23 protein-coding genes are annotated in these 22,692 nt (G+C 59.0%); 1 reads left to right on the top strand and 22 read right to left on the bottom strand.

All coding sequences use genetic code 11. From position 1 onward, the window contains the following. Positions 1–89 precede the first annotated feature (89 nt). The 4 genes from AC07O1_RS17195 to AC07O1_RS17180 all read right to left on the bottom strand — a co-directional run bounded on the left by AC07O1_RS17195 (position 90) and on the right by AC07O1_RS17180 (position 2,359). Positions 90–527: a DUF3995 domain-containing protein gene (locus AC07O1_RS17195; RefSeq protein WP_495089477.1), complete on the bottom strand. Its 438-nt coding sequence runs from the start codon at positions 525–527 to the stop codon at positions 90–92. 25 nt (positions 528–552) lie between these two features. Further along, positions 553–1,569 carry an ABC transporter substrate-binding protein gene (locus tag AC07O1_RS17190; RefSeq protein ID WP_495089476.1) on the bottom strand — a complete coding sequence of 339 codons (1,017 nt, stop codon included), beginning with the start codon at positions 1,567–1,569 and terminating at the stop codon, positions 553–555. Between the two features lie 119 nt (positions 1,570–1,688). Further along, positions 1,689–1,892 carry a hypothetical protein gene (locus tag AC07O1_RS17185; protein WP_494995610.1) on the bottom strand — a complete coding sequence of 68 codons (204 nt, stop codon included), beginning with the start codon at positions 1,890–1,892 and terminating at the stop codon, positions 1,689–1,691. Further along, positions 1,892–2,359: a hypothetical protein gene (locus AC07O1_RS17180; protein WP_494995609.1), complete on the bottom strand. Its 468-nt coding sequence runs from the start codon at positions 2,357–2,359 to the stop codon at positions 1,892–1,894. The genes AC07O1_RS17185 and AC07O1_RS17180 overlap by 1 nt, the downstream gene beginning before the upstream one ends. A gap of 507 nt (positions 2,360–2,866) precedes the next feature. Here AC07O1_RS17180 and AC07O1_RS17175 point away from each other — a divergent pair. Continuing rightward, a complete protein-coding gene (locus AC07O1_RS17175; RefSeq protein ID WP_494995608.1) occupies positions 2,867–3,097 on the top strand; it encodes a hypothetical protein in 231 nt (76 codons plus the stop codon). A 59-nt stretch (positions 3,098–3,156) separates the two neighbouring features. On the opposite strand, the gene AC07O1_RS17170 is transcribed toward AC07O1_RS17175, so the two are convergent. From AC07O1_RS17170 to iolE, 18 genes are all read right to left on the bottom strand, one after another. Then, positions 3,157–3,735 carry a hypothetical protein gene (locus AC07O1_RS17170; RefSeq protein WP_495089475.1) on the bottom strand — a complete coding sequence of 193 codons (579 nt, stop codon included), beginning with the start codon at positions 3,733–3,735 and terminating at the stop codon, positions 3,157–3,159. Between the two features lie 7 nt (positions 3,736–3,742). Further along, positions 3,743–4,360, bottom strand: coding sequence for a hypothetical protein (locus AC07O1_RS17165; RefSeq protein ID WP_495089474.1), 618 nt, complete (start codon positions 4,358–4,360; stop codon positions 3,743–3,745). 313 nt (positions 4,361–4,673) lie between these two features. After that, the gene (locus AC07O1_RS17160; RefSeq protein WP_494995605.1) at positions 4,674–4,877 is read right to left on the bottom strand and encodes a hypothetical protein; all 204 of its coding nucleotides are present in this window, start codon (positions 4,875–4,877) and stop codon (positions 4,674–4,676) included. 120 nt (positions 4,878–4,997) lie between these two features. Then, positions 4,998–6,227, bottom strand: a complete 1,230-nt coding sequence (locus tag AC07O1_RS17155; protein ID WP_495089482.1) for a methyl-accepting chemotaxis protein — start codon at positions 6,225–6,227, stop codon at positions 4,998–5,000. A 556-nt stretch (positions 6,228–6,783) separates the two neighbouring features. After that, entirely contained in the window at positions 6,784–7,188 is a 405-nt protein-coding gene (locus tag AC07O1_RS17150) for a TraR/DksA family transcriptional regulator (RefSeq protein ID WP_150644317.1), read from the bottom strand. Between the two features lie 328 nt (positions 7,189–7,516). Then, on the bottom strand, positions 7,517–8,863 hold the full coding sequence (locus AC07O1_RS17145) for a carbohydrate porin (protein ID WP_495089473.1): 1,347 nt from the start codon (positions 8,861–8,863) through the stop codon (positions 7,517–7,519). Positions 8,864–9,104: 241 nt separating this feature from the next. Continuing rightward, entirely contained in the window at positions 9,105–10,127 is a 1,023-nt protein-coding gene (locus tag AC07O1_RS17140; RefSeq protein WP_495089472.1) for an ABC transporter permease, read from the bottom strand. A 79-nt stretch (positions 10,128–10,206) separates the two neighbouring features. Then, positions 10,207–11,772: a sugar ABC transporter ATP-binding protein gene (locus AC07O1_RS17135; protein ID WP_494995601.1), complete on the bottom strand. Its 1,566-nt coding sequence runs from the start codon at positions 11,770–11,772 to the stop codon at positions 10,207–10,209. Positions 11,773–11,842: 70 nt separating this feature from the next. Further along, complete coding sequence (locus tag AC07O1_RS17130) at positions 11,843–12,769, bottom strand: sugar ABC transporter substrate-binding protein (protein WP_495013330.1); 927 nt, start codon at positions 12,767–12,769, stop codon at positions 11,843–11,845. A 54-nt stretch (positions 12,770–12,823) separates the two neighbouring features. After that, the gene (locus tag AC07O1_RS17125) at positions 12,824–13,012 is read right to left on the bottom strand and encodes a hypothetical protein (RefSeq protein ID WP_495089471.1); all 189 of its coding nucleotides are present in this window, start codon (positions 13,010–13,012) and stop codon (positions 12,824–12,826) included. 136 nt (positions 13,013–13,148) lie between these two features. Beyond that, on the bottom strand, positions 13,149–14,201 hold the full coding sequence (locus AC07O1_RS17120) for a Gfo/Idh/MocA family protein (RefSeq protein WP_495089470.1): 1,053 nt from the start codon (positions 14,199–14,201) through the stop codon (positions 13,149–13,151). Positions 14,202–14,349: 148 nt separating this feature from the next. After that, on the bottom strand, positions 14,350–15,210 hold the full coding sequence (locus AC07O1_RS17115; RefSeq protein ID WP_495023619.1) for a sugar phosphate isomerase/epimerase family protein: 861 nt from the start codon (positions 15,208–15,210) through the stop codon (positions 14,350–14,352). Positions 15,211–15,358: 148 nt separating this feature from the next. Then, entirely contained in the window at positions 15,359–16,384 is a 1,026-nt protein-coding gene (iolG, locus tag AC07O1_RS17110; RefSeq protein WP_495013334.1) for a bifunctional inositol 2-dehydrogenase/D-chiro-inositol 1-dehydrogenase, read from the bottom strand. Between the two features lie 42 nt (positions 16,385–16,426). Beyond that, on the bottom strand, positions 16,427–18,364 hold the full coding sequence (iolD, locus tag AC07O1_RS17105) for a 3D-(3,5/4)-trihydroxycyclohexane-1,2-dione acylhydrolase (decyclizing) (protein ID WP_495089469.1): 1,938 nt from the start codon (positions 18,362–18,364) through the stop codon (positions 16,427–16,429). A gap of 154 nt (positions 18,365–18,518) precedes the next feature. Beyond that, the gene (locus AC07O1_RS17100) at positions 18,519–19,340 is read right to left on the bottom strand and encodes a TIM barrel protein (protein WP_495089468.1); all 822 of its coding nucleotides are present in this window, start codon (positions 19,338–19,340) and stop codon (positions 18,519–18,521) included. Between the two features lie 49 nt (positions 19,341–19,389). Further along, entirely contained in the window at positions 19,390–20,892 is a 1,503-nt protein-coding gene (locus AC07O1_RS17095) for a CoA-acylating methylmalonate-semialdehyde dehydrogenase (protein WP_495089467.1), read from the bottom strand. A gap of 41 nt (positions 20,893–20,933) precedes the next feature. Next, on the bottom strand, positions 20,934–21,743 hold the full coding sequence (iolB, locus tag AC07O1_RS17090; RefSeq protein WP_495089466.1) for a 5-deoxy-glucuronate isomerase: 810 nt from the start codon (positions 21,741–21,743) through the stop codon (positions 20,934–20,936). Beyond that, entirely contained in the window at positions 21,740–22,648 is a 909-nt protein-coding gene (iolE, locus tag AC07O1_RS17085) for a myo-inosose-2 dehydratase (RefSeq protein ID WP_495023624.1), read from the bottom strand. Before iolE ends, iolB begins: the two co-directional genes overlap by 4 nt. Between the last annotated feature and the right edge of the window lie 44 nt (positions 22,649–22,692).

Genomic DNA, 22,692 nt, shown 5'->3' with positions numbered 1-22,692 from the left:
CCGCTCGCTCCTACAAGGGCCGCATAAAACCTGTAGGAGCGAGCGGTGCGGCGATCCGACTTGCCCGCGAAAAATTTTGAAGCCGCCCATCAACCCCAGGCCACCACCAACAACCCAAAGCCCAACACCACGCACAGCGGTGAAAACGCCCAAGTGTCCAGCCGGGCAAACTTCGAACCACCGACTTGTTTGAAGAACCCCACCAGGTTGGAGTCGCCGATTGCACGAGCGAACATCAACAGCGCAATCGCGCTGATCGCCCATTGCAGCGACCAATGGGAAACCACTGACACAAACAACCCGACTCGCAGACAGACCAGCACCGCAATCACCGCCAACCCTGCGGCCACCAACAGTGTGCCGAGCGCAGAGGGTTTGAACGCCGGTACCAACTCCCCGCCAGACGTGCCCGGCACCTGCGGCACTGCCGCATCACTGCCGGTCCTGCCGCCTAGCGCCCAATACAGATGGATCAGGCTGATCAACGCAAAAATACCGGCAATCCCTTGAGCAACCAAAAGCGTCATGACCAGCCATCCTTTTCCAATCCCTTCACTTTAAAGCCGATGACACCTTGTCAGCCACATCCTTGGGCACCCACGCCTGCCACACATCTGGATGCGCCCTCATAAACGCTTCGGCGGCCTGACGTGGCGCCGTGTGTTTTTCGCTCATGCCGGCCAACGCCTTGTTCAAGGGATCGATAGGCAAATCGACCTTGGTGAAGAATTCGGTGAGTTGCGGGTATTGCTTGCGGAACGGCGTGGAGACGCCAATGGACAGCTTCGACGCCAGGGAGCGTGTTGGCTTGGGATTCGGGTTGTCAGCGTCGGTCAGGGTTTTCCACGCCTCGGCGTCGAATGGCGGCTCTTGCAGTTGAATCAGCTTGAAACGCCCCAGTAACGGCGTGGGTGACCAGTAATAAAACAGCACCGGTTTGCCACGACGAATCGAGGAACTGATTTCTGCATCCAGCGCCGCGCCGGAGCCACTGCGAAAATTCACATAGCTGTCGGTCAGGCCATAGGCCTTGAGCTTCTGCTGGTTGACCACTTCCGAGGTCCAGCCGATCGGACTGTTGAGGAAGCGCCCTTTACCCGGACTTTCCGGATCACTGAAGACCTCCTTGTAACGCGGCAGATCGGACACGCTGCGCAAGTCCGGCGCCAGGGGCTTGATCCCTTTGGCCGGATCCCCCTTGACTACATACTCCGGAACCCACCAGCCTTCGGTCGCACCCTTGACCGTGTCGCCAAGGCTCGCCACCTTGCCCTCGGCCTCGGCCTTGACCCATACCGGGCTGCGTCCGGCCCACTCTTCGCCGATGACCTGAATGTCATTGTTGGCCAACGCAGTTTCCAGCGTGATGGTCGTGCCGGGAAGCATATCGGTAGGCAGTCCATACCCCTTCTCGACAATAATGCGCAGGATCTCGGTGATCAGGCTGCCGCTTTCCCAGTTCAGGTCAGCAAAATGAATGGGCGCCGGGGCAGCAGATACCGGGACGGACGCAGTCAACAAACCGAGTGTGGTCAATGTGCTGGCCAGCAGCACCCTAAATCCTTTCATGCTTTTGCACCTCGTGCTTTTCACAGCAACAGCAGGATGATCTTCCACAGGAAGACCGCAAGCCTCTCGTAATCAATCAACTGACTGTAGTAGAGGTTCCTGCATTCGAGGTATGACGGTTACGTTTCGCAGGATTCCTGCAAACGTTTTAACTCCCGTCGAACCATGCTGGCGTACTCCGCCGGGCGCAAGCTGTAGATCTCTGAGGCCACCCAACCCAACCAGGCACCTTGCAGAACGGCCTTCTGCGTGAACAGACGAAGGGCCTGCGCGCGAGCACTCTCAAGGTTCTGCCCATGAAAGTCGGCGCGGGTCAGCGTCATTACTCGCTGGCCTTGAACGTAAGCTCGCCCTTGCGCCATTTCGCCGCTTTGCCCGTCACCGCTTTCAAGGTCTTGGTCAATCCGCCTTCCAACTGCGCGTTGGCGGCAAACACCGTCACGACGGTTTGCCCCTCCTTGAACAGGATTGCGTGCCCATCGGCCGTGGTGACAAACGCATATTCACCCAGACCATAGACCGTGAGCTTGATCTCGCGAAACTTGATTTCAAACTTGCCACCTTCACGGCTGGGCAATACTGCAGCCCTGAAATGGTCACCCACTTTGAGTTCCAGACGCGGTTTGTCATCGACGACCAATGCCGTTTCGGTATCGATCTCGGCGATGTAGATGCCTTCAGCGCTCTGTTCGGTGATATAGACGAAACGTGATTGAAACTGTTTGACCAGCTTTGCGCGCAAATCACCCAGCACGAACAAAGCGTGCATATCGAGATTACTTACTGCCAAGGAAACGTCCCCGAATCTAAAAATGACTCTGCCTGCACGAAAAGCAGACAGCACAAAAAGCCGCCACGTCGGTATTGTCACGACAATGACTAGCGCTCAAATCCCTGAACAACGTTAAACATCCCTTCAACACAAGGCAGGCGAAGCCCGGCACAGCGACGCTGACGCTGTCTCGCCATGCCGTCGTCAGACCTTGAAGAAAATCGCCCTTCCAGGCGCCAGAGAATACTGAACTATCAACTTCAGGGAGAAAACTCTTTAAAAAAGCACTCTTGCGGCCTATTGCCAGAAAAAATGCTTCAGATACACCTGAACCTCAAGCGTCGAAGACAATTCTAGAGCAGCTTCGGCACGCCGACCAGCGTTTGCCGGTGGTAGTCGTTTCGTCACACCGATGACTTAACTCAGCCGCCGGCAGGCAACAACTGCCATACTGGCCCAACCATTGAAAACCGGCCTGCGCGGCTGTACTTCAAAAACACAATAATTTCCAAGGGAAAGCGTTACGTGACGGAATTTGATATAGGCGAGTTTTTCATCCATGGCGAGGCCAGGGAAGTAGAAGGCGAGTTTCAGGCAGTGATCGTGATGCGCGCCAAACCGCCACTAACCACCGTTACCGTCCATCAGGTGGAAAAGGACCGCTGGTTCAAGACTTCAGACGTTGCCGAAACGGCCGCCAGACAGGCCGCCAAGTCTCTTAAAGCGGCCGTCGATGAAGGAGCGCTGAAGGCCTGATGCCTCCCTGACGTGCTCTGCCCTTGCACAGGCAAAGCACGACCACGTTCAAACAGGCGTCAGATCAGCTTGCGCTTGATCGCTTCGTCCAGCGTGCTTTGGGTCAGTTGTTTGATGACCGCATCGCCACGTTCATTGAAAGGCAATCCGACGATCAGCAGCAATTGCATCCAGGTCCTGGTGTTTTCCTGTTTGACGACTTTGCCAAGCACATTGCCGTCTTTGTCCTTGAAGACCGTTTCCAGCGTAAATGTATTGCTGAACGTCGTAGGGATGACGAAAAACGTAAACCCGGTCAAGTAAGCGCTGACCAGACTTCCTTGCTCGTTATTGGTCAAGTTGGCGGTCACGTACAGGTTAGAGTCGACCTGCTGTGTTGTTACCGCCTGAAACTTGCCGGACTCCTTGAAGGTTTCCAGCAGGTTTTTTTCCACTGCGATTTGATTGACACCACCACCCGACAGCTCGCCATTGAACTGATTCTGGGTGGTAACGCGCAGATAAACGTCTGGTTTTGTCTGAGTCGTCCGGGCGGGTGGCCATTGATCGACCGGCGCCAGATCATGCTGAGAATAAGAGATGCAACCGGTCAGCGAGCTGCTGGCCAGCAGCATTACGGCCAGGAAAAGTCTGTTCATGAGAGGCTCAGTTCGTCGAAGGATTGCGCAGTTGAGGAGTGGCACTTGCGAGCAACTGAGCGATTAGATCGCGCAGCTGAGTGGCGCCCAGGCGGGTATTGAAATAGTCGGAGTTCCACAGGCCGATGTTCTTGTCGAGCTTGAGCTGCTCGACGGACCTGGCCAGCTGCTTGCCATGACGGTCTTCAATGATCAGCTCACCGGCCAGGTCGTATTTATCGACGTAAATCGGACCATTGGCCCAGATCCAGAGGGTCAGCGTAATCACAGATCCCGGGATGTAGGCCGGGTGCATGGTGCGTTTGCCTGCCAGGGACGTCAGATTGAATTTAAGGATGACGTCATCTTCTCCAGCCTTCACCGGAAACACGACGATCTTTTTGAAGTAGTCACTTTTCTCGACATACGCGCTGATCTGACCGGTCAACTGCTTGCTGCCAGCGGCACGCACGTTGTCGTCCAGGCGTGGGGCGGAAATCACCACATCGCTGACCTGCGCACCACGATCCAGCGTGGTGGTGGCGCGATTGGCGGGTTCGCCGATCGGCCCCAATGGGGTGAAAGAGACACAGCCGGTCAACGATAGGCCGAGAACTACGGCCATCGCATAGAAAATACGCTTCACTGCTTACATCCTTTTTGGTTCTAAAGAGGATCAGGGGAGCGAAAAAGGCTTCACAGCGAGAGCGGCCGAAATCGATGCACCGGCAATCATCGCCTCACCCACTGCGGGGTCGTTCGAGCGGATCAGGCCGGGGACGAGAATGAAACAAGCGAAGGGAAAAACCCTCCATGGCGTGTAACAACTACATCCATGTGCGCGCGACGACATTGGCAGCTCTATGACGCCAAAAACGCGGCGGCAGGTTAAAGCTTGCAGGAGGGATAAGCAATAGCCAATTGCCACTACTTATCTCGAAAGCACTGGCGCGAACAATTCAATGCAGGCTGCCGGTTTTTTCAACATTCAGTTGAGCCAGCCAGGCAGCCTTGCACTCCTCGGCCTCATCACGACTGGAAAACGCCGTGCCGCGCTGCTCGCCATTGAGCAGCACGACCCAGCAGACACTCTGCCCCAATGCCCGCAGGGTGGCCGGCACCCCACTGCCAATCATCACCGCGACATCGACTTTGCTCTGCATGAGGGCTCTCCGTTTTTTTCATTAGCTGCCTAACAGTATCGGCATGTTAATGACTTAACACGGAGGGAAATAGCTATCGCCCTGCACAGGTTTTTTGCATGCCGAGTAACAATCGCTTCATCAAACCTGTGGCGCGTTCTCGGGTTTGTAACCCAAGCGCAGTCCACCCCAATGCCGGCCCTTGACCATGATCGGCACCGACAGGTCATGCATCAACTCGCCGGTGTCGCGGGTATAGGTCTGCAGTAAAACCTCCTGCTGATGGCTGCCACAGCGGATCCCGGTTCTGTCCGCAAACTTTCGTTTGGTGCGGTTTTGCAGCGTATCGGCCTGCGCATCACCGGTCAGCGGCTGGCTGAACAGCTTATTGTGGGTCGGCACGTAGCCCTGCTGGGTGCAGGCAATGGCAAACACCAGGCCTTCATGACGAGGCAGCAGTGGCTCCTGAATCGCCGGCAATACCTGATCGGTGTAGCGATCAAAACGGGTCTGGTACTTGGTTGGCGTGGTATTGGGAATGGCCTGATAGTTGCGGTCGAACAGGTCATCCAGACTGACGCGCCCCTGTTCGATATCGGCTTCGAATTGCACCGAGATCTGTCTCGCACCTTCCCGGGCAAGGTCGTAGATCCGCTGGTGATAGTCGTCCAGCCCCACTTCAGCAAGACGTTCGCTGATGGTCTCGGCCTGGCCTTCCATCTGCACCGCTGCTTCAGCCAGCCGCCGGGTCTGTTGATCGCTGGCAGCCACGTCGCTGCGCATCTGTGCTACCGCGTGAAACAGACTGTCGAGCTGTTCGCGATTGGTTTGCGTACCTTTGGCGATGTCGCTCACCTGGCTCTCGACGCCCGCCGCCAGCCGGGCGATGTTCTGCAGAGACTGGCCGGTGTGTTCCACCTGCTCGACCCCGGTGTTCAGATCGCTGGACAACTGGCGAATCTGCTCTACCACTTGCGCCGTGCGCTGTTGAATATCGGCGACCATCACTCCGACCTCGTCGGTAGCGGTCGCGGTGCGCCCGGCCAGACCGCGAACTTCGTCGGCAACCACAGCAAAGCCTCGTCCGTGCTCACCCGCGCGCGCCGCTTCAATGGCCGCGTTCAGCGCCAACAGGTTGGTCTGGCTGGCGATCGACTGAATCACCAGCGTCACCCGCTGGATTTCTTCGCTGCGCACGCTCAGGGCTTCCATCAGTAGACGGCTGTCATTGGCACGCTGGCTGAGCTGATGCATGCGGGTAATGGATTCAGCGAGCACCACACGCCCCTCGGCACTGCTCTGATGGGCCTCACTGGCCGCGTTCAGCGCTTGTCGACTGAGTTGTGAAGTGGCTTTCTCGGTGTCGATCATCACCTCGGCGCTGCTGACAATCCGCGCAGCAGCATCCAGCTGCGACTGCAGCTTGCCAGCCAGTTGCTTGACCGAAAAGGCCACGCCGGCGGCGGACAGTGCATTGTGACTGGTGGTATAGGAAAGATCGCGAGTCAACTCAGCGATCGCACTGCCGCTGTCCACAGAGGTTGCATCGATGTCGGGTTGCGAACGCAGCCGGGGAAGCCAGATGCTCAGCACTACCAGCGGCAGGCAAAGGTAGAGCGACCAGCCGTCGAATGCCATGCCACTGAGCACCAGCATCAGGACGATGCTTTGCACTGTAGGTGTCAGCCAGCGCAACCCGGCCTTGGGCAGTGCCACAGATTGCGACACTGCGCCAGCCAGAGATCCGTCTCTCGTCATGTTCGTCACCCCCACCGCTTCTATTTATTGTGTCTGCATTAAACGCCGGCACAAGGCCATTATCTATGGTCCCTTAGTCGGGGGGTGCAGCAGATCAATAGAAGTGCACAATGGGTGTCGAACATCGAACCTGTGGCCAGGGAGCAAGCCCCCTCGCCACAAAGGCCTGTCAAGCCTGGCGCTGGTGCTTGTCGATTTGCTCGTGACGTTCTTGAGCTTCGATGCAGTATTTGGTGGTCGGGCTGATCAGCAGGCGCTTGAGGCCGATTGCCTCGCCGCTGTCGTCGCACCAGCCGAAGGTGTCTTCAGCGATACGGCCCAGAGCCATTTCCAGCTGCGGCAGCATACGCTGGTCGCGATCGATGACGTTGACCAGCCAGTGGCGCTCTTCTTCGACGGACGCTGCGTCGGCAGGATCGGCAGGGGTGTCCAGGCTTTCAATGGCAATACGGCTCTGCTCGATACGCGCGTGGGTTTCGACCTTCATGGCCTGCAACAGCTCAGTGAAGAAAGCCAGTTGCTCGGCATTCATGTAGTCATCCGCCGGCATGGCCAGCAACTTTTCCTTTGTCATTGATTTCTCTATAAAAAATACGTGCATTAAGGCGAATAAGGGAGCGTTCCGGCCGACCTGTTCAGATCTTCGGAAAGGCGCCATACATTCCAAGCGCCACCCGGCACTCAATTTACGAGGGGCGGCAGTCTAAGGCCGGTTTGAGGGCTCAGCAACTGAAATGACAGCGAATTTGTCCAACAAAGCTTGAAAGTGCTCTATGGCAGGCTTTGCGGGCGGTAATCGGAGAGTGTTTATAGCAAGAAATTCAATCGGACGGCTCTATATAGAAGACAAACGGCTACGCCACGCGGTCAGGCGTGGCGCAGATCACACTTTTGAGTCGCGATCAGAACACCGTTTCTACCTTCACCCCACCAATGATTGCCGAGTCGACTTCGCGAACGCCACCGGGATCACGCACGTACTGCAGGTTCGGCCGCACCGTCAGCCAGTTGGTGACATGAAAGCCGTAATACACCTCGGCGCTGTATTCGCTGTTTTGCAATGGAATGCTCGCCGGGTCGTTGAAATCGGTAGCACCGCTAACCTGGTTCTGCAGTTCTGCCCGCTTACGGAAATCGCTGTTGGTGTGGACGCGCGCCACGCCGAAGCCGATTGCGTCCTTGGGCCGCGAGTCGAACGGCCCGGTGTAGACCAATCCCGCCTGGATGAAGTTGTCGACCTGATTGGTGTCCTTGTCGTGCAACGTCAGGTTGGCGAACAGCGACAGACCGCGACTGGTATCACCGCCGTGACTGGTGATCTGCTGCTGCGCCACCAGCCAGTAGCCGGATTTACCGCTGTGGGATCGAAACTCACCGCCGGTCAAAGGTTGCGGCTGGCCGTTGACGTCCTTGAGCACATCGTTGGCGTTGGCGGTGCTGTAGTAGTAGCCGACGCGGTACTCGCCCGGTAGCCCCTGGACTTTAGGCGACCAGACCAGCTCCACCGGGAATATCGTGCCTTTGGTACCGCTGCCGTCAAGTTTGAAGCCGTTGCCGACCTCAAGGTTCGACGGGTTCTGGTTATAGGCGCCGACCTGCACGAAGACTTCGGGATTGAGGCTGTACTTGACCCGTCCGGCCCATTGGCTGACTGGCCAGTTGAACCAGATGCTGCCGGCCCAGTTGCCGACCTGGGAGCCGCAGAAGGTCAGGCTCTGGAAATCGCAGGGGAAGCTGTTGAAGTCCTCGCCCGGACCAAAGCGGCCGACCTTCACGTCCAGTGCGCCATCCTCCAGGAAACCCTTGCTCAACCACAGTTGCGTCAGGCGCCAGGTCTGGCCACGACCGAAGACTTCCTGGGACGAGGTGTAGCCACCGACTCGTGGGTCGGTGATCCGGTCGTTGGTCAGGCTGCGGCCGTCGCGCTCAGTGATCGCGACCTTGAACAGCGCGTTTTCCAGGCCCATGGCCTTTTGCAGGTCGACTTTCAGGCCAAACACGAACTGCTCGGTCCAGCGTGCAGTCTTGTCATTGTTGAAGCCGCCCTTGAGGTTGCTGGCGAACTCCCCACCGTGCTCTAGCTGGAAGTCATAGCCCTTGTCCAGCAAGTCGGTACGCAGACCGCCCCAGTCACCGGTCAGCCATTTGGAGTCAGCCGAGAATGCGTCCGCCGCATGGCTCTGGCCGACGCAGCCCAAGGCCGCCAGCAGCAGGCAGGGTGAGAAGTATTTTGTGTTTCTAACGCCCATGGCAAAGCTCCCCTTTATTGTTATCAGGATGTTTTTATCAACGTTGAGAGATGTCTTATTGCGCGTTAACCGTAGGAGCAGCCGGTCGACGCTCGATTGCTCGCGATGAACGATAACGCGGTGTGACAGACGAACCGAGTTGGTCGAGCGCGACCCCGGCCCATCACGAGCAATCGAGCGTCGACCGGCTGCTCCTACAGAACGGGGACCAGGACAGGCCCCCGCTTTTTACCAGCCGGATTCAGCGTTTGAGTTTGCGCTTGTTGCGGTATTGGTCGATGACCACTGCGACCACGATGATCAGGCCTTTGATGATGTCCTGAATGTAGGCATCGACCCCCACGAAGGTGAAGCCGCTGGCCATGACCCCGAGGATCAGTGCGCCGATCACCGTGCCGGTGATGCGCCCTACTCCGCCGGCCAGGCTGGTGCCACCGATGACCGCCGCGGCAATCGCATCCAGCTCGTAGGACATGCCCATCCCCGCCTGCCCGGTCGCGGCGCGGGCCGAAGCCACCACGCCAGCCAACCCGGCCAGCAGCCCGGCGATGCTGTAGACAATCACCAGATGGCGCTTGACGTTGATCCCCGAGGTCCGCGCCGCCTGCATGTTGCCACCGATGGCGTAGGTGTATTTGCCGTACTTGGTGTAGCGCAGGCCGATATGGAAGATCACCGCCACCACCAGAAAGATGATCACCGGCATCGCGCCGTGACCGATGGCCGTGTACGAATCGGAGAGCATGCTCACCGGCTGCCCCTCGGTGTAGTAGCGCGCCAGACCGCGAGCCGAGACCATCATGCCGAGGGTGGCAATAAAGGGTGGAATCCCGGTGATGGCAATGATGCTGCCGTTGATCGCCCCCGCCAGCAGCCCGACCCCGAGCCCGGCGATCACCGGGATCCACACTGGCAAGTCAGTCAGCGATGGAAAGACTGCCCGGGCAAAATCCGAGGTCTGCGCCAGACTGGCAGCGATCATCGCCGACAACGCCAGCACCGATCCGGAGGACAGGTCGATGCCCGTGGTAATGATCACCTGAGTCACGCCGATCGCCAGCAAGCCGATGATCGACACCTGCAGAATCATCAGCACCAAACGTTGCGAGTTCATCAAAAAGCTTTGGTCGCGAACGATCCAGCCAAACATTTCGAAGACCAGCCCGATGCCGATCAGCACCAGGAAAATGCTCAGCTCGGTCGGAAGCCGCCGGCGCGTCTTGACCGACGCTGCCGCGGGTTTGTTTTCCAGTATCGCGTTCATAGCCACTCACCCTTCTATAGCGTTGCCGGCGACGAGCACCCTCGTCACCCACAGCAAACCGTTTAAATGCATTGAACCGTCAATGAACCACGGACATTCCGGAAGCCAGTTGCATGACCCGCTCCTGGGTCGCTTCGCTGCGATCGAGGGTGCCCATCAGGTCGCCCTCGTGCATGACCATGACCCGGTCGCTCATGCCGAGCACTTCCGGCAGTTCCGAAGAAATCATGATCACCGCCATGCCTTCGCTGGCGAGGCAGGAAATCAATCGGTAGATCTCGGCTTTGGCGCCAACGTCGATGCCGCGGGTCGGCTCGTCGAGAATCAGGATTCGCGGATTGGTCATCAGCCAACGAGCCAGCAAGGCTTTCTGTTGATTGCCGCCGGACAAGGTGTCGATGCACTGCTCCAGCGACGGAGTCTTCACCCGCAGTTTCTTGCACATGTCTTCGCACAGGGCGCGCAGGGCTTTCTGCTGGATAAAGCCGTTGCCGACGTAATGCGGCAGCACGGCCATCTCCATGTTTTCCAGCACTGACAGGCACGGGAACAAGCCGCTGAGCTTGCGATCCTCAGTCAACAACGCAAAGCCCTTTTCGATGGCCATGTGCGGATCGCTGATGCGCACCGGCTGACCGTCGAGCCTGATTTCACCACCGTCGCTGGGGGTGATACCGAAAATCGCTTCGGCGACATTGGTCCGCCCCGACCCCATCAGCCCGGCGATGCCGAGAATCTCACCAGCATGCAGGTCGAACGACACGTCCTTGAAAACGCCGTCCAGACGCAAGTCACGCACCGACATCAACAGATCGCCGATTGGCTTCTCGCGAACCGGGAACAACTGGCTCAATTCACGGCCGACCATCATCGAGATCAGGCTGTCGCCATCCATACTGTCGGCCCGTTGCAGGCCGATGTAGGCGCCGTCGCGGAACACCGCCACTTCATCGGCGATGCTGAACACCTCATTCATTTTGTGAGTGATATAGATGATGCCCTTACCCTGAGCCTTGAGGTCGGCAATGATCGAGAACAGGTGGGCGACTTCCTTATCGGTAATCGCCGACGTCGGTTCGTCCATGATCAGGATGTCGGAGTCGTAGGACACTGCTTTGGCGATCTCGACCATCTGCCGCTCGGCGATGCTCAGGTTACCGACCTGCTCCTCGGGATCGAGGTTGATCCGCAGCCGCTCCAGCAGTTTCGCCGTACACCGATGCATTTCCCGGTGATCGATCATGTGCAAGCCGTTGAGCTGCTCGCGACCGATCCAGATGTTCTCGGCAATGCTCATGTGCGGCATCAGGTTGAGTTCCTGGTGGATCATCGCGATCCCGGCCTGCAGCGCTGCAAGCGGTGTCTCGAAGGTCACTGGTTTACCGCGCAGGCGCAGTTCACCAGCGTCCGGCTGGTAGATGCCGGCAATGATTTTCATCAGGGTCGATTTGCCTGCGCCGTTCTCGCCCATCAAGGCCAGTACAGAACCCGGACGCACGCGCAGTTGTACATCGGACAAGGCCACCACACCTGGAAAGCCCTTGCTGACGTTGATGATCTCCAGCAGGTACGGCTCATCGACAAGTGTCGCAGTTGGCTGGATACCCACCAACGGGGTGCTCGAAGCAGTCGCTGAAGCGAACATGATCAGGTACTCCATCAGCAAGGTCGCCGTAGCCACCTTGCGTGCTTATTGTTGTTATTGAACGGACCGGCTACTTGAACTGATCGACGTTGTCCGGGGTGATCAAACGGTAAGGTACCCACACGGCCTGCTCCACCGGCTCGTTCCTGGCCATCTTCACCGCCGCATCGATGGAGCCTACAGCCTGGCCTTTGGCGTCCTGGAACACCGATACCGCCAGATCGCCTTTCTTCACCGCGCGCAGGCCGTCGGGCGTACCGTCCACACCTGCGATCAGCACACTACCCTTTTCCACTCCGGCCTGCTTGAGGGCCATGGAGGCGCCGATGGCCATCTCGTCGTTGTTGGAGACGATGGCGTCGAATTTACGGCCCTGAGTCAGCCAGTCGTTCACCAGGGTCATGCCTTTGTCCCGCGACCAGGTACCGGTCTGTTCCTGCTCGATCTTGATGTTCGGGTACCTGGCCAGCACCTCTTTGACGCCTTTGGTGCGGTTGGTGGTGGAGTTGTTGGCCAGGTCGCCCAGCAGAATCACGATGTCACCTTTGCCATTCATTTTTTCGGCCAGGTACTGCATCTGCATCTGTCCGGCTTCCAGGTCGTTGGACGCTACAGTGATCACGCCCTTGGGCAGCTTCAGGTCATCCGGACGGCGGTTGACATAGACCAGCGGAATCCCGGCCTTGACCGCCGCTTCAGTGATCTTTTTGGTTGCCGCGGTATCCACCGGGTTGACCACGATGGCATCGACTTTCTGGCTGATGAAGCTTTCAACCTGGCTCAGCTGCTTGACCACGTCGCTGCGGGCGTCTTCGAATTGCAGCTTCACGCCATCGGGCATGGACCTGGCTTTCTGGTCCATGGATTCACGCAGGTAAGTCAGCCAGGTGTCATCAAACTGCGACATGCTCACGCCAATCTTCATGTCAGCGAGGGCAGCACCGCTGGCAAGCATCAGGGACAAGGCAAGCGAGGTAAAACGGATCTTGGTCTTCATGAAACTCTGTCTCCACATTCTTGTTGGTTTTATGGATAAAGCGTTGGACCGGGATCAACTGACCTGCGCAGACAAACGAACGATTGGCGCGCCGGGAATGCAGCACACCAACGCGCCCTTGCGCTCGACGCACAGGAGTCTGGAAAGAGAAAGGGGCATGGACAGGCGCGGACCGTGATGCAGGTCGCGGGGCATTTGGAACGCGGTACGTAAAACTCGCAGAGCAGTGCTGAAGGTTTTCATCGACGGTACCTGTTTGTTTTTGTTGGTTCGTCCTCCACTGCTTCAAGTGGCTTGAGGCAGATCGGAACGTTGATAGTCGGCAACCTGGAAATGACTTTATTGGAAAATAATTTCTATATCAACTGATTTTAGAATTTTATTCTGATTTTATTCCATCAATGGAAACGGCACCCAGCTCGATCACTTGATGCCGTTGCGAACTGAGGCGCGCAGCGTCTAGAACACGGGTGCTCGCCAGTGCATCGCGAGGGTCGACCGGCAGCGGGCCAGCGCTCTGCAACGCCTCTTGCAGCTGTAAATAGAACTGGTTCCAGCAGCCACGCTCAGAGGGAATCCGCTCGCGCTCTTCACCTTGCTCGAACCACCCCCAGCGCCGATGCTCTTCAACGCCCCAGCGCTCGCCCTCGGACTTGGGCGACAGACCGGCCAGCGCAGCGGCCTCCTGCCCGTCCAGCCCCTCGACGGTGTAGCAACCCGCTGTGCCGGTGACCCGAAAACGCGGTGCCGGGTTGTTCTGCAGACAGCTGCCCGACAAATGTGAAATCACCCCGTTGGTGTGGGTCAGCGAAACGAAGAAGCCGCTATCCAGCACTTGCGTTTGATTGGCGTATTGCAGTTCGGCGTAGACCCGCGCCACCGGCCCGAACAGTTGCATGGCCTGATCCACCAGATGGCTGCCCAAATCGCGCAGGAAACCACCGCCACTGCCATTGCCTACTGATTGCGGCGCATAGCGCTCAATCCGTGATTCGAAGCGGGTGACCTGTCCCAGCGCACCGGCCTCCAGCAGTTTGCGCACCGTCAGAAAGTCCGAATCCCAGCGGCGGTTTTGATAGACGCTCAGTGGAACCTTTTGCCGTTCGGCAGCCGCGATCAGCGCGGCTGCTTGCTGCGCGTCGGCGGCAAAGGGTTTGTCGCTGACCACCGCCACGCCGTGTTCGATAGCTTGCAGCACTAACGCCGGACGCCCTTGCAGGGTGGTCGAAATCACCAGCACATCGACCCCGGCTTCAACCAACTGGCCAATAGAGTCGAAAGCCGCAACGCCGGGATAGTCCGTTGCCAACAATAGCCGTCGTTCGGCCGAGCGGGTCACCACGCCGACGAAGGTTGCGGCGGGCAAACTGCTGATCAGCGGAGCATGAAAAAAACGACCGCCATGGCCGTAACCGACAAGTCCGATTCGCATAAGGTTTTCCTTCATCTGATGATCGTTCCCACGCTCCCGCGTGGGAATGCAGCCCGTGACGCTCTGCGTCACATCGAAACGGACGCGGAGCGTCCAGTGAGGCGTTCCCACGCAGAGCATGGGAACGATCAACGATCAGTGGGAACGATCAGCGGCACAACTCGCGCGTCACCCGCTCCAGCATCATCCGGTTGGACTCATCCGGCCGGTCTTCCCAGGCGAACACCGAGACCGTGGCAATGCCGTCGAACTTGATCTCGCGCAGGGTGCTGAAAAACGCCTCCCAGTCCACTTCGCCCTGACCGATGTCCAGGTGCTGATGCACGGTGGCGGTTACGCCCGGTGGGTTGACGATGTAGCGCAGGCCCGACGAGGCTTTGTGGTTGTAGGTGTCGGCGATGATCAAGTGGGTCAGCTTATCGCCGGCGTACTTGAGCATCGAGGCGATGTCGCCTTTGCCGTCGTCGTAGAAGAAGGTGTGCGGCGCTGCGTAGAGGTAGTTGATCCAGTCGCGGTCCAGCCCGCGAATGATGTCTACCGATTCGTTGTTGCGTTCGCAGAAGTCGTAAGGGTGCGCCTGGATATCGAGCTTGATGCCTTCACGCTCGAACACCGGCATCAGCTCGTCCATGGAGCGCATGAACTGGTTCTCACAAACCAGCGGGTTGTCCGATTGACCGGTGAACTCGGTATTGACCAGCTCGCAGTCCATTTCCACGGCGATCTGGATCGCGCGCTTCCAGTTGCGCAATGCCGCCTGGCGCAAGCCTTCGTCGGCAGCGGCCCAGTGGTACATCGGCAACAGCGAGGAAAGTTTCACGCCGGTGTCGCTGAGGGCCTTGCGAAATTCCTTGATCCGCGCCTTGTCGACTCGTGGCGCTTTGTAGAACGGCAGGAAATCTTCCCGTGGGGACAGTTCGATATGTTCGTAGCCAAGCTCGGCAACCTTGTCGACCATCTTGCCCAGGGACAGGTTGCGGTACATGTAGGGATCTAGTGCGATGCGCATGATTTTTCTCCTTCACCAGCTGCTTGATCGTTCCCACACTCTGCGTGGGAATGCCGCCTTGGACGCTCCACGTCCGTCGCCAGGTGACGCAGAGCGTCACGGGATGCATTCCCGCGCGGAGCGTGGGAACGATCAGTCCTCGCCTTGATCAGCCGTAAAACTTCGGACGATCCGGCAACCCGACCTTCACGATCGTCCCGCTCTGCTGTGCTGCAACGCAGGCATCCGCCGCCACCGCCGCCGCAAAGCCATCCCAGGCCGACGGCCCGCCTACTTGCCCGGCCCGTACGCCGTCGATAAACGCCTGCAACTCGACGTCATACGCGGCGATAAAGCGATCCTTCCAGTCCATCAAAATCGCATTGGAGAGTTTGGCGCCGCTGCGCAGTTGCACCTGGGATGGCTCAGGTAGTTTGGCAATACCGGTCTCGCCGACCACTTCGCACTGGATGTCATAGCCGTACTGGCAATTGACGAAAATCTCGACGTCGATGCGGGTGCCCTTGGCGGTTTCCAGCAGGACGATCTGCGGGTCCTTCAAGTGAGCGTGGGCCTTGCTGGTCTTGCGCGGGAACACCACCTGGACCGACACATAATCATCGGCCAGCAGCCAACGCAGCACGTCCAGTTCATGGATCAGCGTGTCGGTGATCGCCATGTCGGTCTTGTAGTTCTCGCCCACGCTCGGGTTGCGGTGCGCGCAATGCAGCATCAGCGGTTCGCCGATCTGGCCGCTGTCGATCACCGCCTTGAGTGCCCGATAGCCCTGATCGTACGGACGCATGAACCCCACCTGCACCAGACGCTTGCCATGGGCTACTTCGGCCTCGACGATCTTGCGGCAGCCTTCGGCGGTCACCGCCAGCGGCTTCTCGCAGAACACCGGTTTGCCGGCGGCAATCGCCGCGAGTACGAACTCTTCATGGCTCGGGCCCCAGGACGTCACCAGAATCGCTTCGACTTCCGGCGCCTTGATCAGCGCATGGCCATCGGGGTAGACCTCGGCGGTCAGTTTCAAGTCGGCGACGACCTTGGCCGCCTGCTCAAGATTGATATCGGTAACGGCCACCACCTGGCTGTTGAGCAGGGTCTGGCTGCAACGACGGATATGGTCCTGACCGATGGCACCGGTGCCGATGACGCCGATCCGCAACGAATTAGAAAGCAAAGACATGTCTGTTCTCCATTGGAATGTTTGTTGTTATATCCAGAGCAATCAGTACTGACGGGCCTTGGCCAGTCGTTCATTCAGGGTTTTGGCTACCGCATCGGTGCGTGCGCTGGTGGAGACTTGCGCCACGCCAACGCGCCACCAGGACAGGTATTTGTGAATCATTGTCTTGGGCAGAACCTTGATATCGATCAGTGTCGACACCGTCTGCAAACGGGCATCGGCCAGCGCCGCCTGCAGCTCTTCAACCGTGTTCACTTTGTAGGTTTTGCAGCCATAGGCCGCCGCGCTCATGGCGTAATCCACCGGCACAAAACCACCATCGAGCTTGCCGGTAGCAGGGTTGCGGAAACGGAACTCGGTGCCGAAGCTGTCCATGCCGTGTTCCATCTGCAAATTGTTGATGCAGCCGAAGGTCATGTTGTCGAGCAGGATCACGTTGATCTTGCGTCGCTCCTGGATCGAGGTGACCAGCTCCGAATGCAGCATCAGGTACGAGCCGTCACCCACCAGCGCATAGACTTCGCGTTCAGGCTCGGCGAGCTTCACGCCCAGCGCGGCATTCACCTCGTAGCCCATGCAGGAATAGCCGTACTCGACGTGATAGGTGTTCACGCCCTTGCTGCGCCAGCTGCGTTGCAGGTCACCGGGCAGACTGCCGGCGGCGGCAACGATCACCGCGTCACCGGGCAAGGTTTCATTCAGCACGCCGAGCACCCGGCTTTGGGTCAGGCACGAGCCCGTCAGCTCGATGAACTCGCGCAGTACCGCCGGGTCCATGTGGTCGTTGATTTCCGGGACGAAGTCCTGAGTCTGGTATTGGACCTGATAAACACGGTCGACCTCGGCATCCAGTTGTACCTTGGCCTGGCGCGGTTGATCGCCCCACGCGGAGCGATAACCGGTTAGCGCCAACGCATCGGACAAGGCTTGCAGGCCGGATTTAGCGTCGGCCAGCAACTGCACGCCGTCGAGTTTCAGCGCATCGCAGGGGCTGATGTTCAGGTTGAGAAATTGCACCTCGGGATGCTGGAACAGTGATTTCGACGAGGTGGTGAAGTCGGTGTAACGGGTGCCGATGCCGATAATCAGATCAGCCTCCCTGGCCAGCAGATTTGCCGCCAGGCAACCGGTTTCGCCAATACCGCCGACGTTCAGCGGATGGGCTGAAACCACCGCGCTCTTACCAGCCTGGGTTTCCGCGAACGGGATATCGAAACGCTCGGCAAAGGCCTGCAACGCCGCATTGGCGCCTGAGTATTTGACCCCGCCGCCGCAGATAATCAGCGGTGTGCGCTTGCCTTTGAGCAAGGCCAGGGCATCACCGAGCATCGCTTCGGTGGCCAGTCGGCGGTCGATGCGGTGTACGCGTTTTTGCAGGAAATAATCCGGGTAATCGTAAGCCTCGCCCTGCACGTCCTGAGGCAAGGCCAGGGTCACCGCGCCGGTTTCCGCCGGATCGGTGAGCACCCGCATGGCGTGGATCGCTGCGCTCATCAACTGCTCGGGGCGGTTGATCCGGTCCCAGTATTTGCTCACGGCCTTGAACGCATCGTTGGTGCTGATGCTCAGGTCGTGGAACTGTTCGATCTGCTGCAGTACCGGATCCGGTTGGCGGCTGGCGTAGACATCGCCGGGTAACAACAGCAACGGAATACGGTTGGCAGTCGCTGTTGCCGCGGCGGTGAGCATGTTCGCAGCGCCGGGGCCGACCGAAGAAGTGCAGGCGTAGATCTTGCGCCGCAGGTGTTGCTTGGCGAAACCGATGGCCGCGTGGGCCATGCCCTGTTCGTTGCGGCCCTGATGCACCACCAGCTCGCCGCTGTCCTGCTCCAGTGCCTGGCCAAGGCCCAACACGTTGCCGTGACCGAAAATGGTAAATATCCCGGCGACGAATTTACTCTCGACTCCATCCACCTCGACGTACTGGTTATCGAGGAATTTCACCAGGGCCTGGGCCATGGTCAGTCTTGTAGTAGTCATGCTTGCACCTTGTGTGAATGCAAATCCAGAGATTGACCGGGATCAAGTGTGGGAGCGGGCTTGCTCGCGATGTCGATGTACCAGGCGCCACCGTGTCGCGCCCATCGCGAGCAAGCCCGCTCCCACATTAGATCCGGGTAATCCATTAACCGTGTCAGGCCAGCGCGTGCTTCAAATGCTCCATGCTCGCGCCAATCGCCTGCTGGATATCCGCCAGCTCATGCACGCATTCGGCAAACGGTTCAAACGACAGGTAGCCCTGGTAGCCGGTACTGAGCAAGGTATCGATCTGCGCGGCATTGCCTAAAATGTCCGCCTCGCCCACCAGTACCCGATGACCGTCGCGAATGGTCGCCAGTGGTGCTTGTGCATCCTCGACACCGGAGATGTGCACCAGCCCGGTCAGCTCGGGGAAGAATTCATGCTCGCAGGCCAGGTGATGGTGAAAGGTGTCATGCACCAGGCGGAAAACATCCAGCCCGCCAATCGCCTTGATCGCATCCACCGCCGTGCGCTTGCGCCGCAGAGAACACTCCTCAAAACCCAGCGGTTCGATAAAGCCGAGAATCCCGTACTCGCGCAGGATCGGCGCCAATTCGCTCAGTGCCGTGCGCAACCCGGCGTTGCGCTCGGCCGCTGTGCGCGGATCGGCACGATCATTGAGCGGGCACATGACCAATCCTTCTGCACCGCAGTCGCGGGCATAGGCGGCGAGCTTGAGGGTTTGCGCCCGGCGTTCGTCGTTCCACACATCAAACGGATACAGCGCGTTGATCGACAGCACCTTGATCCCTTGGGCCGCGCACAACTCACGGACCCGAGCCGGCGGCGTACCGTCTTCGATCTCGACACCTTTGAGGTCGTTGCGGATCTCGATGGCATCGGCTTTCAAGGTCACCGCCAGGTCAATGAAGTCCGGCAGTGACAACCGTGGGGCGACCATACGGTTCAGGGCGAAACGCAGGGGCTGGCTCATTTTTCTTATTCTCCGCATTGAAGGTTATGCATTCGGGGTAAACGCTGAATTACTTGGCAGTCGGCATGCTGAATTCCGGGCCTTTGGCGATGCTGTCAGGCCAGCGCTGCATCACGCTTTTGTAGCGGCTGTAGAAACGGATGCCTTCTTCGCCGTAGGCATGGTGGTCGCCGAACAGCGAGCGCTTCCAGCCGCCGAAGGAATGCCAGGCCATCGGTACCGGAATCGGTACGTTGATGCCGACCATGCCGACCTTGATGCTGCGCGCGAACACCCGGGCGATGCCGCCGTCGCTGGTGAAGCAGGACACACCGTTGCCAAACTCGTGAGCGTTGATCAGTGCCACGGCGCTGGCGAAATCCGCGACCCGGACAATGCCCAGTACCGGACCGAAGATTTCCTGCTGGTAGATGCTCATTTCGGTCGTGACCTTGTCGAACAGCGTCGCGCCGACAAAGAAGCCGTTCTCTGCACCCGGCACTTTGAAGTGTCGACCGTCGACAATCAGTTGCGCGCCCTGGGCCACACCCTCGTCGATGAAACCTTCGACCTTGGCCTTGTGCTCGGCAGTGACCAGCGGCCCCATGTCGCTGTCGCCCTGCATGCCGTTGCCGACCTTGAGCTGGTCGATGCGTGGCAGCAGCTTTTCGATCAGCCTGTCAGCGACGTCGCCCACCGCCACGGCAATCGAAATCGCCATACAGCGCTCACCGGCCGAACCATACGCAGCACCGATCAACGCGTCGGCGGCTTGATCCAGATCCGCGTCGGGCATGACAATCATGTGGTTCTTCGCCCCGCCCAGCGCCTGCACGCGTTTGCCACGCGCGGTGGCTTGCTGGTGGATGTACTCGGCAATCGGCGTCGAACCGACAAAGGAAATCGCCTCGATGTCCGGGTGCTGCAGCAAACCATCGACCGCGCTCTTGTCGCCCTGAACGACGTTGAACACGCCGTCCGGCAGACCGGCCTCGGTCAGCAGGCGCGCCATCAGCAAACTGGCCGAAGGGTCGCGCTCCGACGGCTTGAGGATGAAACAGTTACCGGTCACCAGCGCGATCGGGATCATCCACAACGGCACCATCACCGGAAAGTTGAACGGGGTGACGCCGGCGCAGACGCCCAGCGGCTGACGCAGGTTCCAGTTATCAATGCCGCCGCCGATGTTGTCGCTGAACTCGGTCTTGAGCAGGCTCGGCGCACCGCAGGCGTACTCGACGATCTCGATGCCGCGAGTGACCTCGCCTTTGGCGTCGGAAAAGACTTTGCCGTGTTCGCGGCTGATGATTTGCGCCAGTTCGTCGTGATGACGATCCAGCAGTTCCTTGAACTTGAACATCACTCGCGAGCGACGCAGGGACGATTGTTCGGACCAGGCCGGGAACGCCTTCAAGGCCGACGCGACGGCTTCGTCGATGGTCTTCTGGCTCGCCAGTCCGACCCGTGCCTGAACGCTGCCGGTGGCCGGGTTGAAGACATTGCTGAAGCGTTCGCTGCCACTGTCCTGCACCTGGCCGTTGATGTAATGACCGATTACCTGGGCGTCACTCATTGTTCTTGTTCTCCGTCTGAAAGTTGAAAGCGCAGTCAGGCCTACAGATCCAGCAGCCAGCTGTGCTGCGGGTCGTTATGGAATTGCCAGACGCGTTTGGGCCCGGCCATCACGTTCAGGTAATACGACTCGTAACCGTAGGGCACGCTGACCGGGTGATAGCCCTTGGGTACCACCACCAAATCACTGTTTTCCACGGCCATGGCCTGGTCGATGCTGCGGTCATCGGTGTAGACCCGTTGAAACACAAAGCCCTGGGGCGGGTTGATCTGGTGGTAATAGGCCTCTTCGAGAAAGCTCTGGTGCGGCAAGTCGTCGGTGTCGTGCTTGTGCGGCGGGTAGCTCGACGAATGCCCGGAAGGCGTACGCACCTCCACCACCAGCAGCGAATGGGCCGGCTCGGTGTCTGGCAGGATGTCGCAGACATAACGGGTGTTGGCGCCTTTGCCGCGCACGCTGCGCTTCATGTTCTGCGGTTTGATGAGCCGTGGGCCGAGGCCGTTGGTGGTCGAGCCGGGGGCAGCGCAGACGGCGATCTGCACATCGCTCAAGGCGACCACTTGCGCCTGACTCTGCGGAGGCAAGTAGGCGGCGAACGGAGACTTGTCCTCGAACACCGACTGCCGGTCGCCGATGTTGTCCCAATTGAACGCACCCTGCCCCGGCGCTTCGCCCTGAATCGTGACCCGACCACTGAGCAGTACCAGACATAGCTCTTTATCACCAGCGCTGACCGGCAGGGTTTCGCCAAGGCTCAAGCGGTAGGCGGCGAACCCGACGTACTCCAGCTCACCGGCGCCCAGCTCGACCATGGTCTGGCCGTGCGCCTTGCTTTTGAGCAAAAGACTCATTTTCCAGTGCTCCGGTTAGATACGGCGGCATTGAGCAGACCACGCAGCGTGTCGTAACCCTTTTTCGCGTAGACATAACTCGGCGCAACGGCCGGATCCTGCTCGGCCTCGACCACCAGCCAGCCGTGATAATCGGCGGCCAGCAACACGTCGAGCAGCGCGGCAAAGTCGATATCGCCGTCGCCGGGCACGGTAAAGGTGCCGTTGATGATGCAGTCCGGGAAACTCCAGAGGTTGTTGCGCGCCAGCTGCACCACCGGTTTGCGCACGTCCTTGAAATGCACATGGCAAACGCGGTCGATATGTTTGCGCAGCACCTCAAGGGGTTCCCCGCCGCCCATGTAGCAGTGACCCGAATCGAACAGCAGGCCGACTTCGCTGCCGGTCAGGCTCATCAGCGTGTCGATGTCCGTCGGCGATTCGACGTAGGCGCCCATATGGTGGTGGTACGCCAGGCGCACGCCCTGGGACAAGGTGAAACGCGCCAGCTCCGTGAGCTTGTCGGCGTACTCCTGCCAGGCCTGTTCGGTATGCAAACGCGGGCGCTCGACCAGTGGAATGCGCTGGCCCTGAATCGAATCGGCGACTTCGCCATAGACCAGCACCTTCGCGCCGTTCCTCGCCAATAGCTCGACGTGACTGCCGATGGCGTCGATTTCCTCGGCCACCGAACGCCGGGCCAGACGGCTGGAGTACCAGCCGGAGACCAGCGCCAGGTCGTAGGGCCGCAGCACATCGCCGACACCCTTGGCGTCTTTGGGAAACTTGCCGTTGAGCTCGAAACCTTCGTAGCCGATCTCCTTGCCCTCACTCAACGCAGTGCTCAGCGGCGTTTCACCGCCCAGCGATGGCAGGTCGTCGTTGCTCCAGGAGATCGGGTTGATGCCAATTCGGATTGCGGGCATGGCTGCACCTTTTATTGTTTTTACATTAACCATTGAATGTGGCG

The sequence above is a fragment of the Pseudomonas sp. GW821-FHT07G10 genome (assembly GCF_059418545.1).
This window is presented reverse-complemented; position numbering and strand designations above follow the sequence as displayed.

Bases quoted from the DNA above. Each gene is read 5' to 3' on its own strand.
- AC07O1_RS17195 (WP_495089477.1), bottom strand. From the start codon at position 527: ATGACGCTTTTGGTTGCTCAAGGGATTGCCGGTATTTTTGCGTTGATC.
- AC07O1_RS17190 (WP_495089476.1), bottom strand. From the start codon at position 1,569: ATGAAAGGATTTAGGGTGCTGCTGGCCAGCACATTGACCACACTCGGT.
- AC07O1_RS17185 (WP_494995610.1), bottom strand. From the start codon at position 1,892: ATGACGCTGACCCGCGCCGACTTTCATGGGCAGAACCTTGAGAGTGCT.
- AC07O1_RS17170 (WP_495089475.1), bottom strand. From the start codon at position 3,735: ATGAACAGACTTTTCCTGGCCGTAATGCTGCTGGCCAGCAGCTCGCTG.
- AC07O1_RS17160 (WP_494995605.1), bottom strand. From the start codon at position 4,877: ATGCAGAGCAAAGTCGATGTCGCGGTGATGATTGGCAGTGGGGTGCCG.
- AC07O1_RS17155 (WP_495089482.1), bottom strand. From the start codon at position 6,227: ATGATCGACACCGAGAAAGCCACTTCACAACTCAGTCGACAAGCGCTG.
- AC07O1_RS17150 (WP_150644317.1), bottom strand. From the start codon at position 7,188: ATGACAAAGGAAAAGTTGCTGGCCATGCCGGCGGATGACTACATGAAT.
- AC07O1_RS17145 (WP_495089473.1), bottom strand. From the start codon at position 8,863: ATGGGCGTTAGAAACACAAAATACTTCTCACCCTGCCTGCTGCTGGCG.
- AC07O1_RS17140 (WP_495089472.1), bottom strand. From the start codon at position 10,127: ATGAACGCGATACTGGAAAACAAACCCGCGGCAGCGTCGGTCAAGACG.
- AC07O1_RS17135 (WP_494995601.1), bottom strand. From the start codon at position 11,772: ATGTTCGCTTCAGCGACTGCTTCGAGCACCCCGTTGGTGGGTATCCAG.
- AC07O1_RS17130 (WP_495013330.1), bottom strand. From the start codon at position 12,769: ATGAAGACCAAGATCCGTTTTACCTCGCTTGCCTTGTCCCTGATGCTT.
- AC07O1_RS17125 (WP_495089471.1), bottom strand. From the start codon at position 13,012: ATGAAAACCTTCAGCACTGCTCTGCGAGTTTTACGTACCGCGTTCCAA.
- AC07O1_RS17120 (WP_495089470.1), bottom strand. From the start codon at position 14,201: ATGCGAATCGGACTTGTCGGTTACGGCCATGGCGGTCGTTTTTTTCAT.
- AC07O1_RS17115 (WP_495023619.1), bottom strand. From the start codon at position 15,210: ATGCGCATCGCACTAGATCCCTACATGTACCGCAACCTGTCCCTGGGC.
- iolG (WP_495013334.1), bottom strand. From the start codon at position 16,384: ATGTCTTTGCTTTCTAATTCGTTGCGGATCGGCGTCATCGGCACCGGT.
- iolD (WP_495089469.1), bottom strand. From the start codon at position 18,364: ATGACTACTACAAGACTGACCATGGCCCAGGCCCTGGTGAAATTCCTC.
- AC07O1_RS17100 (WP_495089468.1), bottom strand. From the start codon at position 19,340: ATGAGCCAGCCCCTGCGTTTCGCCCTGAACCGTATGGTCGCCCCACGG.
- AC07O1_RS17095 (WP_495089467.1), bottom strand. From the start codon at position 20,892: ATGAGTGACGCCCAGGTAATCGGTCATTACATCAACGGCCAGGTGCAG.
- iolB (WP_495089466.1), bottom strand. From the start codon at position 21,743: ATGAGTCTTTTGCTCAAAAGCAAGGCGCACGGCCAGACCATGGTCGAG.
- iolE (WP_495023624.1), bottom strand. From the start codon at position 22,648: ATGCCCGCAATCCGAATTGGCATCAACCCGATCTCCTGGAGCAACGAC.